This window comes from Methylobacterium bullatum (assembly GCF_014845095.1).
Lineage (GTDB): Bacteria > Pseudomonadota > Alphaproteobacteria > Rhizobiales > Beijerinckiaceae > Methylobacterium > Methylobacterium bullatum.
Window position 1 is genome coordinate 1 of record NZ_NKUG01000143.1, and the last position, 12400, is coordinate 12400.

The 12400-nt window shown below is 68.0% G+C and carries 17 protein-coding genes; 9 read left to right on the forward strand and 8 right to left on the reverse strand.

Annotated features, from left to right (window positions below):
* Together MBTS_RS18805 and MBTS_RS18810 are read right to left on the reverse strand one after the other, a co-directional pair.
* Positions 1-343: double zinc ribbon domain-containing protein (locus MBTS_RS18805; RefSeq protein ID WP_192216230.1), on the reverse strand; the 343-nt coding region annotated here is incomplete at its 3' end.
* A 116-nt stretch (positions 344-459) separates the two neighbouring features.
* The gene (locus MBTS_RS18810) at positions 460-687 is read right to left on the reverse strand and encodes a hypothetical protein (RefSeq protein WP_192216231.1); all 228 of its coding nucleotides are present in this window, start codon (positions 685-687) and stop codon (positions 460-462) included.
* 101 nt (positions 688-788) lie between these two features.
* Between MBTS_RS18810 and MBTS_RS18815 the strand changes: the two genes are divergently transcribed.
* Entirely contained in the window at positions 789-1700 is a 912-nt protein-coding gene (locus MBTS_RS18815) for a class I SAM-dependent methyltransferase (RefSeq protein WP_192216232.1), read from the forward strand.
* A 10-nt stretch (positions 1701-1710) separates the two neighbouring features.
* A complete protein-coding gene (locus tag MBTS_RS18820; RefSeq protein ID WP_192216233.1) occupies positions 1711-2070 on the forward strand; it encodes a DUF427 domain-containing protein in 360 nt (119 codons plus the stop codon).
* Between the two features lie 18 nt (positions 2071-2088).
* On the opposite strand, the gene MBTS_RS18825 is transcribed toward MBTS_RS18820, so the two are convergent.
* Genes MBTS_RS18825 through argJ form a run of 4 tightly spaced genes read right to left on the reverse strand, consistent with a single transcriptional unit; the run spans position 2089 to position 6071 of the window.
* Positions 2089-3624, reverse strand: coding sequence for a DUF6880 family protein (locus MBTS_RS18825; RefSeq protein ID WP_192216234.1), 1536 nt, complete (start codon positions 3622-3624; stop codon positions 2089-2091).
* A 52-nt stretch (positions 3625-3676) separates the two neighbouring features.
* A complete protein-coding gene (gene mutT, locus MBTS_RS18830) occupies positions 3677-4096 on the reverse strand; it encodes an 8-oxo-dGTP diphosphatase MutT (protein ID WP_056142805.1) in 420 nt (139 codons plus the stop codon).
* Entirely contained in the window at positions 4093-4824 is a 732-nt protein-coding gene (locus MBTS_RS18835) for an SIMPL domain-containing protein (RefSeq protein WP_192216235.1), read from the reverse strand. Before MBTS_RS18835 ends, mutT begins: the two co-directional genes overlap by 4 nt.
* Positions 4821-6071, reverse strand: a complete 1251-nt coding sequence (argJ, locus tag MBTS_RS18840; protein WP_018042090.1) for a bifunctional glutamate N-acetyltransferase/amino-acid acetyltransferase ArgJ — start codon at positions 6069-6071, stop codon at positions 4821-4823. The genes MBTS_RS18835 and argJ overlap by 4 nt, the downstream gene beginning before the upstream one ends.
* 287 nt (positions 6072-6358) lie before the next feature.
* Between argJ and MBTS_RS18845 the strand changes: the two genes are divergently transcribed.
* Positions 6359-6763 (forward strand): response regulator, encoded by a 405-nt coding sequence (locus MBTS_RS18845; RefSeq protein ID WP_018042091.1) that lies wholly within the window; start codon positions 6359-6361, stop codon positions 6761-6763.
* A 110-nt stretch (positions 6764-6873) separates the two neighbouring features.
* On the opposite strand, the gene MBTS_RS18850 is transcribed toward MBTS_RS18845, so the two are convergent.
* Positions 6874-7404, reverse strand: coding sequence for a PRC-barrel domain-containing protein (locus tag MBTS_RS18850; RefSeq protein ID WP_192216236.1), 531 nt, complete (start codon positions 7402-7404; stop codon positions 6874-6876).
* A 181-nt stretch (positions 7405-7585) separates the two neighbouring features.
* Between MBTS_RS18850 and MBTS_RS18855 the strand changes: the two genes are divergently transcribed.
* The 3 genes from MBTS_RS18855 to MBTS_RS18865 all read left to right on the forward strand — a co-directional run bounded on the left by MBTS_RS18855 (position 7586) and on the right by MBTS_RS18865 (position 9079).
* Complete coding sequence (locus tag MBTS_RS18855) at positions 7586-8143, forward strand: glutathione peroxidase (protein WP_018042093.1); 558 nt, start codon at positions 7586-7588, stop codon at positions 8141-8143.
* 380 nt (positions 8144-8523) lie between these two features.
* Complete coding sequence (locus MBTS_RS18860) at positions 8524-8751, forward strand: hypothetical protein (RefSeq protein ID WP_018042094.1); 228 nt, start codon at positions 8524-8526, stop codon at positions 8749-8751.
* 88 nt (positions 8752-8839) lie between these two features.
* The gene (locus MBTS_RS18865) at positions 8840-9079 is read left to right on the forward strand and encodes a hypothetical protein (RefSeq protein ID WP_018042095.1); all 240 of its coding nucleotides are present in this window, start codon (positions 8840-8842) and stop codon (positions 9077-9079) included.
* 246 nt (positions 9080-9325) lie between these two features.
* Here MBTS_RS18865 and MBTS_RS18870 read toward each other — a convergent pair whose 3' ends face one another.
* Positions 9326-10588 carry a GGDEF domain-containing protein gene (locus MBTS_RS18870; protein WP_056142820.1) on the reverse strand — a complete coding sequence of 421 codons (1263 nt, stop codon included), beginning with the start codon at positions 10586-10588 and terminating at the stop codon, positions 9326-9328.
* Between MBTS_RS18870 and MBTS_RS18875 the strand changes: the two genes are divergently transcribed.
* The 3 genes from MBTS_RS18875 to MBTS_RS18885 all read left to right on the forward strand — a co-directional run.
* On the forward strand, positions 10559-10810 hold the full coding sequence (locus MBTS_RS18875) for a hypothetical protein (protein WP_192216237.1): 252 nt from the start codon (positions 10559-10561) through the stop codon (positions 10808-10810). The genes MBTS_RS18870 and MBTS_RS18875 overlap by 30 nt on opposite strands.
* Positions 10811-10966: 156 nt before the next feature.
* Positions 10967-11593 (forward strand): nitroreductase family protein, encoded by a 627-nt coding sequence (locus tag MBTS_RS18880; protein WP_056142825.1) that lies wholly within the window; start codon positions 10967-10969, stop codon positions 11591-11593.
* A gap of 10 nt (positions 11594-11603) precedes the next feature.
* Positions 11604-12400: AMP-binding protein (locus MBTS_RS18885; protein ID WP_342357240.1), on the forward strand; the 797-nt coding region annotated here is incomplete at its 3' end.

The following is a 12400-nucleotide window of genomic DNA, read 5'->3' on the forward strand; positions in this document are numbered from 1 at the left end:
CGGCGAGGTCGAGCCGATCCTCGTATTTCAGGCGGTGGACGAGATCACGCGCCACATCGTCGTAGAGCGCGACGGCTCTCGCCCGTCCGAAGACGGGAGGATCGGCGATGGCGCGCGGGGACAACAGGGGGCCGATCCCCAGATCGACGGGAAACGGCGTGCCGAGGCGCTGGCAATAGGGCTGCTCGATGAGGCGCAGGCTCGACCAGCAGCGGGGGCACAAAGCATGCGGATCCGCGGTGGCGGCGCCGCAGCCGGCGCAGGTCGGCGGGTAGATCAGGCCGAGGGCGCCCGCCGAGATCGAACGGACGCCTCGCCGAAGAAGCTGGGCGGCGGACACCATGCCCCTTGATTAGACCCGGTTCGCCGCTTCGCGAAGACCTTGCACAGGGAGGACCTTGCGCAGGCAAAACCTTGCGCAGGATTGTCCCGGCGAAGCGACGTCCGGAAAGCGGCGCCTTACTGCGCGGCGGGCTGCTGGCCCTGGTTCTGCTGCTTGTCCTTCTTATTGGCCCTGTGGTGGCCGATGGCGCATCCGGCCACCGCTCCCATCTTGCCGTGCCCGGCCATATGGCCGGCGATGCCGCCCACGAGGGCGCCCTTGATGCAGCCCTTGGCCTCGGCGGCATCGCTCAGCGATAGGGCCGCGAGGGTGGACAAGGCGATCGCCGCAACGAGTCGAATCATGGGTCCGGTCTCCGGTTTCCGTTATGATGCTCCAACATTCCGCCGTTCACGCCCGTTCCCCGCTGGCAGGATCACGTTTCCGCGCCAGCTATCAGGTCGAGATGACGATTCCACCGCCCCTCTTCGACACGGGTCTCGCGCGCCGGCGACTCGCTCGCGCCACGCGCGCGGGCTATGCGGATTTCCTGCTTTCACGCCTCGCCGACGATCTCGACGACAGGCTCTCCGCGGTCCTGCGGGCGTTTCCGGAGGCCCTCGACCTCGGGACGCCGAGTGCCGCCCCCGCCCGAGGCCTCCTGCGCTCCGGCCGTGTCGGCGCCATCACCCGCGTGGCGCCGCTGGCCGAGGCCGGCGATGGTCTTAGCCTCACCGTCGGTGATCCGGAGGCGCTGCCGCTGGCGGCCTCGCGCTTCGACCTCGCCGTGTCGCTGCTGGCCCTGCAGCACGTCAACGACCTGCCGGGGGCGCTCGCGCAGTTGCGCCGGGTGCTGAAACCCGACGGGCTGTTCGTCGGCTGTCTCCTGGGTGGCCGCACCCTTACCGAACTGCGCCAGGCCTTCGGACAGGCCGAGGTCGAGATCGAGGGGGGGATCAGCCCGCGCGTGGCGCCCTTCGCCGAGGTGCGCGAGATGGGCAGTCTGCTCCAGCGCGCCGGCTTCGCCCTGCCGGTGACGGATGTCGACACGATCACCGTGCGCTATGCCGATCCCTTCGCTCTGATGCGTGACCTGCGCGCCATGGGCCTCACCAACGTGCTGACCGAGCGCCGCCGCACGCCCCTGCGCCGCGATACCCTCATGCGGATGGCCGCGATCTATGCCGAGCGGTTCGCCGATCCCGACGGGCGTCTGAGGGCGACGTTCGAGATCCTGTGGCTCTCCGGCTGGGCGCCGCACGAGAGCCAGCAGAAGCCGCTCAAGCCCGGCAGCGCCAAGTCCCGTCTCGCCGACGCCCTGGGCGTTCCCGAGATCACGCCCGGCAAGATCACGCCCGGCATGACCAGCGATCCCTGAGGAGACGACCATGAGAGAGCCAGGCCCGGACCACCCCATCACCATCGAGACGAGCCCCCGGCGCGTCCGCGTCATCCTCGCCGGCACCGTTATCGCGGAATCCGGTGCCGCCCTCGTTCTCCGCGAGGCGGCTTACGGGCCGGTCTATTACCTGCCCCGCGCCGATGCCCGCTGGGAGCATTTCACCCCCTCGGCACGCAGGAGCCACTGCCCCTACAAGGGCGAGGCCAGCTACTACACGCTGACGGTCGGCGATACGGTTCGGGCCGACGCGGTCTGGAGCTACGAGGCTCCGTTTCCCGCCGTCGCCGAGATCAAGGATCATCTCGCCTTCTATCCGGACAGGGTGGACGCCATAGAGGTAAGCTGAGCTCCGTCACACGCAAAATCAGCCCTTCACCTTCTCCCAGAAGGCCGATTTCCGTCCGTGCACCTTGCGCAGGGCGTCCCGATAGGCGGCGTGGTCCGGCGTCAGGTCGCCCGGTTCGAGCCGCTGCGCCAGGGCGTCGAGGGTCAGGAGGTGGCGGGCGCCGTAACCGTAGGCGCTGGACCGGCCCTTGCTCAGCATGTCGTCGATCATGCAGCGGTAGAGAAGGCTCGCCGCCTTCGGGCTCTCCTCTTCCAGAGCCTCCGCGGCGGGAGCGAGGATCTCATAGCGGTTGCCGTCCCATGTCGCCGCCTTGTCGATGACGAGGCGCGCGGCGCGATCGAGCTTGGGCCAGTGCACGAGGAAATGCAGGGCGCGGTAGGGGTCGGCGTGAGAGGCCGCATGGTCGAAGGCGCGCTCCAGCGCCTCTTCGTCCTCGAAGTCGGGAAGCTTGGCGACGTAGTCGCGCAGCATCTCGCGGTCGAGACGGGCTTCGAAACACGCCCAGCGCTTTGCCTGCGCCTCCTCTTTGCGGCCGAGAGCGTCGAGGATGCGGATTTCGAGGGAAGCCCGCTCACGCTGGGGGGCGTCCGGGTCGAAGCTTCCGGTGAGCATCTGTTCGCGGGTGACGACGACGATTCCGCGCTTCTGTGGGCGTCCGATCCAGTCGAGCGCCTCGGCGGCGCGGTTTGCCGACAGCAGACGCTCGGCCACGGCCACGATGTCCGGATGGGCGGGGGAGATCGCCTGTTCCAGGGCGATGAAAGCCTCGACGTCGCCGCGCCGGTCGGCCAGGGCCTGGCGCATCCGCAGAAGACGCATGCGCTGCATCTTCCGGTCCCAGCCCTGCGTGCTGAAGGCGGCCGATCGAACCGCCGGTTTGCCCGATGCCTTCGGTTCCGGCGGCGTCGCCGCGGCGAGGGCCGCATCGACCGGATCCAATGCGGTTTCGGGCAGCCCATCCACCACCGTGAGCAGCAGGGCATCGAGGATGCCGAACCCGTCCGTCTCGAGGAGCGGCACCAGTTTCACCGCCAGTTGGGCGGCGTCCGCCGAGGGGAGCTGAAGCGCCAGATCGGCGGCGGCATGCGTCGCCCGTTCGTAGACGCCCACCACCTGACCACTCGAATCATCGACGCGCTCGAGCACGCCCTGTGCCCCGCCGATGAAACGGACCAACCGGTTGAGGGCGGCGTCCACGTCGAGGGGTGCCAGTTCTGAGACGATAGTGGAGACCGTGGCGTCGAGATCCGCCGCGAAGCTGCGCCGCTTCTGCCAGTCGATAAACCCATGGGCCCGCTCCAGGGCGGTGAGCCGCCGGTCGACGAGGGCGGCGACGGCATCGGGCCCCTGCAATCCGGCGATCGCGGCGGTGACGAGCTTTTTGAAGGCGGGATTACGCGCGGTCTCGTCGAGGACGAGGCCGATCAATCGGTCGAGCCCCAGCGGCGCCAAGGTCTCGGGCGACGGCGTGGTCTTGCGCGTGACACGCTTCGGCTTTTCCGCCGCGACCGCGCTCGGCTTGGGGGCCGTCTTTACCGCTGCCTTGCGCGCCATGCTTCCCGTCTCCCGCCTCCGACGGACAACCTGTGGCGGCCGGGTTCTGCCATCAAGGCCCGAGAAGATCGACCAGGAACGGAATCAGCGGCGCATCGGCCGGGGGCATCGGCTGGTCCTTGAGCGCGCGCGGGCGGACCCATTTCAGCGCCTGCCCCTCCATGGAACGGGCCATGCCCTCCCACCGGCGGCAGACATAGAGCGGCATCAGCAGGTGGAAATCGGGATAGGCGTGGCTCGCGAAGGTGAGGGGGGCAAGGCAGGCCTCCTTCACCTCGATCCCGATTTCCTCCCGCAATTCGCGGATCAGGGTTTCCTCCGGCCGCTCCCCTTGCTCGACCTTGCCGCCGGGGAACTCCCAGAGACCGGCGAGCTGCTTGCCCTCCGGGCGCTGGGCCAGGAGAACGCGGCCATCCGCATCCACCAGGGCGACCGCCACCACGAGGAGGATGCGGAACGGAGACGCCGTCACGGCAGAATCGCGAAGCTGGCCGAGACCTCGGCGCTCGTCTCGATCGTGCCCGCCGCCAGCGGCACCGGCACGCCGGAGCGCTTGGACCGCATCGGAGCCGCCGCCATCGCCATCGGCATCCCGCCGCCCTGGGGCGTCGTCTGGATCGACAGGGGCGGTCCGAGCTTCACACCGGCGGTCTCGGCGAGGCGTCCGGCCTGCGCCATCGCATCCTTCATGGCCGCCACCTGCACGGTCGCCTCCGCCGCATTGGGATCCTTCAGGCCGAACGCCACGCCCTCGATCCGGTTGGCGCCGGCATCGAGGGCCTTGCGCATCAGTTCGCCGAGCTTGCCCATGTCGGCGAGGCGGACCCGCAGGCTGTTGGCGGCGCGGTAGCCGTCCGGCTTCTCGGTGATGCTGCCGTCGGGCTGACGCACCTCCCGCGTTCCCTGGGTGAGGGTGACCGTCGTCGTGCCGATATCGCTCTCGCCGACGCCGAACCCGGCCGACAGCGCAATGAGCGCGCGGACGACATTGCTCGCTCCGTCGAGGGCGGCGGCGGGCGTCGCGCCCTTGGCTTCGATCCCGATCTCCACCGAGGCGAAGTCCGGCGGCGTCTCGGCGCGGGCGCGGCCCGTCACCACGATACGGCTCTCGTGCTTGGCCTTATCGTCGTCCGCCAAGGCGGGGATCGCGAGGGCGAGGGCGAGGCTCGCCGCCGCCGCCCGGTGGAGGAGGCGCCTCACGAGCGGTAATCCCCGTTGATCTCGATGTAGCCCTTGGTCAGGTCGCAGGTCCAAACCCGCGCCGTGCCGTCGCCGAGACCGAGGTCCACCGTCACCGAGACGTCCGATTCGCGCATGACGGCGCTCGCCGCCGCCTCGCTGTAATCCGGGTCGCGGGCGCCCTCGCGGGCCACACGGACGTCGCCGAACCAGATCGCGAGGCGATCGCGGTCGGCGGGCTCGCCTGCCTTGCCGACCGCCATCACGACGCGGCCCCAATTGGCGTCCTCGCCGGCGATGGCCGTCTTCACCAGGGGCGAATTGGCGATGGACATGGCGATACGGTGCGCCGAGGCGTTGCTCGTCGCGCCCTTCACGTTGACGGTGACGAACTTGCGCGCGCCCTCGCCATCCTTGGCGACGAGCTGCGCCAGTTCGATCAAGAGGTCGTCCAGCGCCGCGCGGAAGCCCGAGAGGCGGGCGTCGCCCGGATCGGTCACGGGCGCGTTGCCGGCCGCTCCCGTGGCGAACAGCATCAGCGTGTCGGAGGTGGAGGTGTCGCCATCCACCGTCACGCAGTTGAAACTCGTCTGCGTGCCGGCGCTCAGAAGGGTCTGGAGCACGACTTGGGGCAGGGCCGCGTCGGTGAAGACGAAGCTCAGCATCGTCGCCATGTCGGGGGCGATCATGCCCGCGCCTTTGGCGATGCCGTTGATCGTCACCGTCGTCCCGTCGATCGTCGCCGTGCGCGTGCCGAGCTTGGGGAAGGTGTCGGTGGTCATGATCGCCTGCGCCGCCGCCGCCCAGGCTTCGGGGCCGGTCTCGGTCCGCGAGGCGCAATCCGCCAGCACGCCCTCGAATTTCGTCGCGTCGAGCGGTTCGCCGATGACGCCGGTGGAGGCGATGAAGATCTCGTCGGGCCGGCATCCCGCCGCCTCGGCGCCGATCTTGGCGGTCAGCGCCACGGCGTCCCGGCCGCGAGAGCCGGTGAAGGCGTTGGCGTTGCCGGAATTGACGATCAGCGCGCGGGCGCCTTCGCGCGCCAGCGCCTCGCGACACCAATCCACAGGGGCCGAGGGGCATTTGGAGCGGGTGAACACTCCCGCCGCCTGCGTTCCCGGCTGCATCGCGAGGTAGAGCACGTCGGTGCGTCCGGAATAGCGGATGCCGGCCTGCGCAGTGGCGATGCCGACACCGCCGATGGGGGGAAGCTCGGGCACGCTCGTCGGGGCGAGGGGCGAGACGGGAGTGGCTTTGGCTGATGACATCGGTCTGTCGGGCTCCGGCTGTCCGCCGCGAACGGTGGCGTCCCACGGCGGCGCCGTGTTGCCCCGTGCGCTGCCGCCCCGTCAACCGCCGGAGCGGCGGATGCGCCGCCGATCCAGGGAACAGTCGAGCCGGAGAGGAATTCCCTTGATACAGGTCGCCTACTGGCACAGGCTCCTTGTCTTGCGACGCCATCGCATCCTACGATGCTGCGTCGCACAGTGATCGCAGTGCCGGTGGCGGCTCGTGCCGATCCAGGCATGTCCCGACAGGAACAGGAGTTTCGATCATGGAATCGACGGCTTCCACCGGAGGAGCCTATGGCGTTCAGGTTCTGATCGCCGGACGACAGAAGCATTGGCGCGACGAGGTCGCCTCGCAGATCCGGCGCGCCGGTTACTCGGCGACGACCGTCGATTCGGGTGTCGATGCGATGACTGTCCTGGCGCTCGGCCTGCCGGTCGACGTGCTGGTGACCGATATCAGCCTCAAAGGCGAGTTGTGTTCCACCAAGCTGGTTCTGGAAGCACGCGCATTGCGGCCCGACCTGCGGATCGTCTTCGCCAACGAGCCGTCATGCGATCCTCTGCCCGACGTGATCGACGAGGGGGCCGACGATGTGTTCGTCACGAACGAAGTGAGAAACGATGCTGTCGCCAGCACCGTGCGCGAGGCTCTCTGCACGCGCAACTGAGGCGGGCTGGCCGAACCTGGGATTTGAACGAGAGAGGCGGCCGAGGCAACGATGTCTCGGCCGCCTCTCTCGTTTGATGACCGCAACCGGGATGCGCGGCGAGATCGATCTCAGGGAGCCGTCTTGCTCTCCGCCGGCTTGGTCTCGGACGCCTTCGTGTCCGTCGGCTTCGTGTCGCCGGAATTGGGCTTGGCCTGGCCGAGATAGACATATTCCGGTGCGGCGCGGAGCTGGTCCTTGTTGGTGTCGATCGTCGCCTTCAGCGTCTTGTCGTCGACGCGGGTGAGCTTCAGGGCGCTGGGGTCGACGGCCACGTATTTCGTGCCGATCCCGAGGAAGCCGCCGACGCCGACCACCCAGGCCTTGATGGTGCTGCCCTCGTCGAGAACGATGTCGGCGATCTCGCCGATCGTCTCGTTGGCGCCGTTCTGGATCGTCAGGCCGATCAGCTTGGACGTGACCCGGTCCGTCGGCGTCTGGGCGACGAAGGTCGGACGCAGATCGTTGCTGAGGGTCGCGGGGGCCGCCGGCACCGGTGCCGTGCCCGCATTCTGCGGTTCCGTCGTCTGAGCAGCGGCGATCGTCACTCCCGCGAAGACGAGGGGCGTTGCGAGGGTCGCTGCAAGCAACAGGATGCGCATAGGGCGTGTCTTTCCGCTCTGGGTTCGGGGGTCGAACTCGGTCCTCGCTCAAGTTGAGCCCTTGCGAAAGGTTCCACCGACGCCGCCCCCCATGGTGGACAGGCCGGAAGAGCGGACTAGTTTCAGCTGAGCCAAGGATGAGCCGATTCCCATCCTGGGCTCTGCAAGGGAGCGACCCTCGATGACCCTACTTCGCCGACAGGCCCTGTTTCTTCTCGGCACCGTCATCGCCACCGGCGCGCGCGCCGCGACCAGTGACGGCAATGCGGGGGCCTTCACCTTCGAGAAACCGGAGGGCGGGCTGATCGCCCTCAAGGATTTCGCCGACAAGCCGATCCTCATCGTCAACACCGCCACCGCCTGCGGCTTTGCTGGGCAGTTCTCCGGGCTTCAGGCTCTGTGGACGCGCTTCGGCGGGCGCGGCCTGACGGTGATCGCCGTGCCGTCGCCGGATTTCGGCAATCAGGAGCCCCTCGACGGCGTCGCCATCGCCGAGGCGGCCCGCAAGAATCACGGCGTCACCTTCCCGGTCGCTGCCAAGACCCATGTGCGCGGGCCGCAGGCCCATCCGTTCTATCGCTGGGCCGCCGCCGAGAAGCCCGGCTCCACGCCGAACTGGAACTTCCACAAATACCTCGTCGGCAGAAACGGAAGCCTGGTCGGCGCCTATCCCTCGTCGGTCGAACCCAACGATCCCCGTATCGTCACCGCCATCGCAGGTGAGCTGAGCCAGAGCTGACGCCCCATGGGCGCGTCATCGAGGGATGTCGCGGGGTGGGAGAAACGAATCGGCCCGCTCAGGTCTCACGACGCGCCGCCGAACCTCCCCGCCCGGTGACCGTTCGTAGGCGGGTTGGGCGCGCGGTGGGGCGGCCGAGGGGTAGTTCGACGCGAACGGATTGGCCGGCACGCGCTCGGGGCTGCCGAACAGGCTTCCGCCCGATTGGGCAAAGGCCGCCGGACAGGCGAGAACCGCGCAGAGGGACGCAGCAGGCAGGAGAAGGCGCATCGCCGGATCTTTCGCATTCCATTCGGTCGTTGACGCCATAGCCCGGCTTCCCACATCCGGCGAGGCCCACCGGACGGGCCGTGATCCGCCGGCCCGGAAGGAAGGCAGAGATGGACCCTCACGAATTCGAGCATGACGGCACACGTTACGAGGTGCACTTCGAGCGGGTGGCCGAGGGCTGGATCTGTAGGATTCTCCGGGAAGGCGGAGATGCCGCCCATATCATGGCGTTCCCTGACGGAATCGGCTTCGACCAGAGAGAGGTGCGGGAGTCTCTGATCGCCGGTTGTGAGGCCGCCGTGGCCGTCCTGGACCCCATTCCGCCCACCCGGCACTGAGCCTGCGACGGAACCTCGGACAGCCCCGCTCCGTTCGCCATGCCGAGCACGTGGCGCCACAACGCAGGCGCCGTGAGGAGGAACCCGCATGTCCGAGATCACCTATCGCATCGTCGAACACGATGGCGGCTTCGCCTACAAGGTCGGCGACGTCTTCTCCGAGACCTTCCCCAGCCACGACGAGGCCCTGCAGGCTGCCCAGGCCGCCGCCGCCGAGCAGCAGGTGCCGGGCTCCACGGAAGGCATCCGCTACCAGGACGGCAAGGGCGACTGGCACGACGAGACCGCCCAGGGCAACGACCGTCCCACGGCGAAGGTCGTCGATTAGTCCACCCCCAAGCCCGCGCCGGCCTCGTCCTTCCATCGGGCGAGTCCGGCACGGGCTGAGGTCCGGACCGGACGAGTGGATCAGACACCGGGTACAGGGACGGTCGCGTCCGGTGTTCCAAGCACCATCCGAACCGAGATTTTCGTCTCGCGCGGGCCGGGTTCGTTGTGGATCGCGAAGAGCGGCGCCGATGCTGCCTTCATCGCGCGATCGCCATGGTCGAGACCATGACGCCGGGCGTGGGGTTCATCCCGCCTTGGCGATGGGTGGTTTCTGATTGACGCTCCAATGGGCGGCGGCCACCCGTCGTGTGGGGCCTCCATCACCGTTGCCGGCCTTGCCGTTGCGGGAGGTCCGGTTCCGGCCCGCGCCCTTCGCTTCGTAGAGCGCCATGTCGGCCGCCTCGACCAATCCCCCGGCCGTGACCGCGACGCCGCAGCTCGTCGCCACCCCGATGCTGACGCTGACGAAGCCGAGATCGTCGTCCCTGTTGCCGTGCAGGAGACCCTTCTCGGCGACGCAGCGTCGGAACCGTTCCGCGAATCCAAAGGCTTCGTCGGGGTCTTTGGCGTGCATGAGGACGGCGAATTCCTCGCCGCCATAGCGGCACACGAACGCCCCCGAGCCCGCGGCCGTCTTCGCCAGGAGGGTGGCGACCTCACGCAGGCATGTGTCGCCGGCGCCGTGTCCGTAATGATCGTTGAAGAGCTTGAAGTGGTCGACGTCGATCAACATCACGGCGAAATGCCGGCCGGCCAGGCTGGCCTCCCAGAACTCCGAGAGCTCGCGGGCGAAAGCCCGGCGATTGGCGATGCCGGTGAGCGAATCGGTGGTGGAGAGGTGGGCGAGGGTGGTGTTGTCCTCGGCCAGCCGCTTGGCGCGCAGGGTCTCGCGCAGGTTGACGAGATAGTCCCGGCGGTTCGCGGCTTCGATCCTGTAGGTGGCGACGAGGCTGAAGAGGATGCCGGTCATCATGTCGAGACCGAGGACGCCCCCTACGGAAGGAACGATTTCCGGCTTGAGACACAGCCCCGCCACCACGGCCACGGCCGTGATGCCCGACAGGAAGCAGGCCCAGAAGAACCGCAGGGGCAGGGTGATGTTGGCGAAAAGGACGCTGAGCCAGATCGTTGCCGTGGTCAGCGAGACCAGGGGACCCGTTCCCATCCAGAAGATCAGGATGGGGATGCCGGTGGCGGCGAGCATGCCGATTCCGCCGATGGCCTCCCGAACCGGCCCGCTGACCCGCCCCACCGCCCAGATGATGAGCAGAGCGAGCGGAGTCATCGCAAAGACGCGCAACCCGACATTGAGGAGGGCCAGGTCCGGCGTCGTCACGAAACCGGCGATGTTGTAGATGTGGAAGACCACCATGCCGAGGATGACCGTGCGACGAATGTCGCGGATGCGTTTCTCGCGAGTGTCATCCTCGAAGCGTGCTTCGAGATCGGAGTCGAAGGCGAGCTTCAAGCTCTGCGTGTGCAGCTGCCGGTCGATGGCGTCGAGCATGCGTGCGTCTTCGCCGACGACCGAGGCATCGAGCGCTGGCTTCACGTCAATATTCAACCGGCAAATGGATTGTTCAGTCACGCGATGCGTCCACGGCTCACCGTCATTCGCCCCGAAGTCACCCTGGCCCAAGCCTTGGACCGCACCGTCCTAAACAGCGAAATCGCCGTTTCGTCCCATCGCTGGGTCAAATATGCCTCCAGCCTGGATGAATATACCTAACGACTCTGAATTTTTCTGAAAACGGTCGATCAAATCCAATCGATTTTTTTGCAACCAAAAATGGAATTAATCCCCGCTTTGGTTCGTGCGCGCAGGGGACATTTGCGCTTTGCACCCAACCTCGTGCATCTCCCCCTGAACGCTTCGCCGGCACGAATGTGCCATGCGGATTCGTCACCCTTGGAGATTGCCTTGCCGCCTCGTCAGCCCGACCACGAGATCGACCCGCTCTTCATCGAGCGCCGCTCGCCGCGCGCCTTTACGGGAGAGGCCGTGCCGGAAGCCGAGTTGCTGCGCATGTTCGAGGCGGCGCGATGGGCGCCGTCGGCGTATAATTCGCAGCCCTGGCGCTTCCTCTACGCCCTGCGCGACACGCCCGACTGGCAGGTGTTCTTCGACCTGATCGTGCCCGGCAACCAGAAATGGGTGAAGGACACCGGCGCCATCGTCATCCTGGTCTCGAACACGCAGATGAAGGTCGGCGACGAGCTCAAGCCGTCCTGGAGCCATTCCCTCGATGCCGGCGCGGCCTCGGCGAATTTCCAGCTCCAGGCCATTCGCCAGGGCTGGCACGCGCACGGGATGACCGGCTTCGACCGGGAGCGCACGATCACGGCCCTCAACGTACCGGAGACCTACCGGGTCGAGGCCGCCTATGGCGTCGGCCGCATGACCGAGGCCGCCGATCTCACGGAGGAGCAGACCGCGAAGGAGAGCCCGACCGGCCGTCGTCCGATCACGGATTTCGTCTTCGCCGGCGGCTTCCGAACCGCCGGGGAGTGAGGTCTCCGTCGTGCTGAAACCGGCCTCCGATTACGATGCCCTGGTGTCGGGCTTCGCCTGGGACATCCCCGAGCGCTTCAACATCGGCGTCGATGTCTGCGACCGCTGGGCCGGGATCGAGCCGGATCGCGCCGCGATCCACGACGTCTCGTCCTCGGGGGCGGTGACGACGACGACCTTCGGAGACCTGAGCGAGGCGTCGAACCGCCTCGCTCACGCCCTCGTCGGGCTCGGCCTGCGCCCGGGCGACCGCGTCGGGGTGCTTCTGCCCCAATCGGCCGCCGTCGTGGTCGCCCATGCCGCCGCCTACAAGCTCGGCGCCATCGCCCTGCCGCTGGCGGGCCTGTTCGGCCCGGAGGCGCTGGAATACCGCCTGTCGGATTCCGGTGCCGCCGCGCTCGTCACCGATGCGGCGGGACTGGCGAAGATCGAGGGCATTCGCCACGCCCTGCCGGCCCTCGCCCATCTCGTCTGCCTCGACGGTGCTGCCGAGGGCGTGCACGCCTATGCCGACCTGATCGGCTCGGCCCCGGCGGGCTTCACGGCCATCGACAGCCGGGCCGACGATCCGGCCCTGATGATCTACACGTCAGGCACCACCGGCCTCGCCAAGGGGGCGCTCCACGCCCATCGCGTGCTCCTCGGCCATCTGCCGGGCTTTGCCATGATGCACGACTTCCCCCCCAAATCCGGCGACCTGATGTGGACGCCGTCCGACTGGGCCTGGGCGGGCGGCGTCCACATCAGGGCGCCGGATTTGGGGGGGAAGTCGTGCATCATGGCAAAGCCCGGCAGATGGCCGAGGAG

What these genes read in the sequence shown, in the direction of transcription:
- MBTS_RS18865 (WP_018042095.1), top strand. Translation starts at nt 8,840, where the DNA reads ATGTCCGAGATCACCTATCGCATCGTCGAACACGATGGCGGCTTCGCC.
- argJ (WP_018042090.1), bottom strand. Translation starts at nt 6,071, where the DNA reads ATGTCATCAGCCAAAGCCACTCCCGTCTCGCCCCTCGCCCCGACGAGC.
- MBTS_RS18850 (WP_192216236.1), bottom strand. Translation starts at nt 7,404, where the DNA reads ATGCGCATCCTGTTGCTTGCAGCGACCCTCGCAACGCCCCTCGTCTTC.
- MBTS_RS18810 (WP_192216231.1), bottom strand. Translation starts at nt 687, where the DNA reads ATGATTCGACTCGTTGCGGCGATCGCCTTGTCCACCCTCGCGGCCCTA.
- MBTS_RS18815 (WP_192216232.1), top strand. Translation starts at nt 789, where the DNA reads ATGACGATTCCACCGCCCCTCTTCGACACGGGTCTCGCGCGCCGGCGA.
- MBTS_RS18855 (WP_018042093.1), top strand. Translation starts at nt 7,586, where the DNA reads ATGACCCTACTTCGCCGACAGGCCCTGTTTCTTCTCGGCACCGTCATC.
- MBTS_RS18880 (WP_056142825.1), top strand. Translation starts at nt 10,967, where the DNA reads ATGTGCCATGCGGATTCGTCACCCTTGGAGATTGCCTTGCCGCCTCGT.
- MBTS_RS18860 (WP_018042094.1), top strand. Translation starts at nt 8,524, where the DNA reads ATGGACCCTCACGAATTCGAGCATGACGGCACACGTTACGAGGTGCAC.
- MBTS_RS18820 (WP_192216233.1), top strand. Translation starts at nt 1,711, where the DNA reads ATGAGAGAGCCAGGCCCGGACCACCCCATCACCATCGAGACGAGCCCC.
- MBTS_RS18870 (WP_056142820.1), bottom strand. Translation starts at nt 10,588, where the DNA reads ATGCTCGACGCCATCGACCGGCAGCTGCACACGCAGAGCTTGAAGCTC.
- MBTS_RS18845 (WP_018042091.1), top strand. Translation starts at nt 6,359, where the DNA reads ATGGAATCGACGGCTTCCACCGGAGGAGCCTATGGCGTTCAGGTTCTG.
- MBTS_RS18825 (WP_192216234.1), bottom strand. Translation starts at nt 3,624, where the DNA reads ATGGCGCGCAAGGCAGCGGTAAAGACGGCCCCCAAGCCGAGCGCGGTC.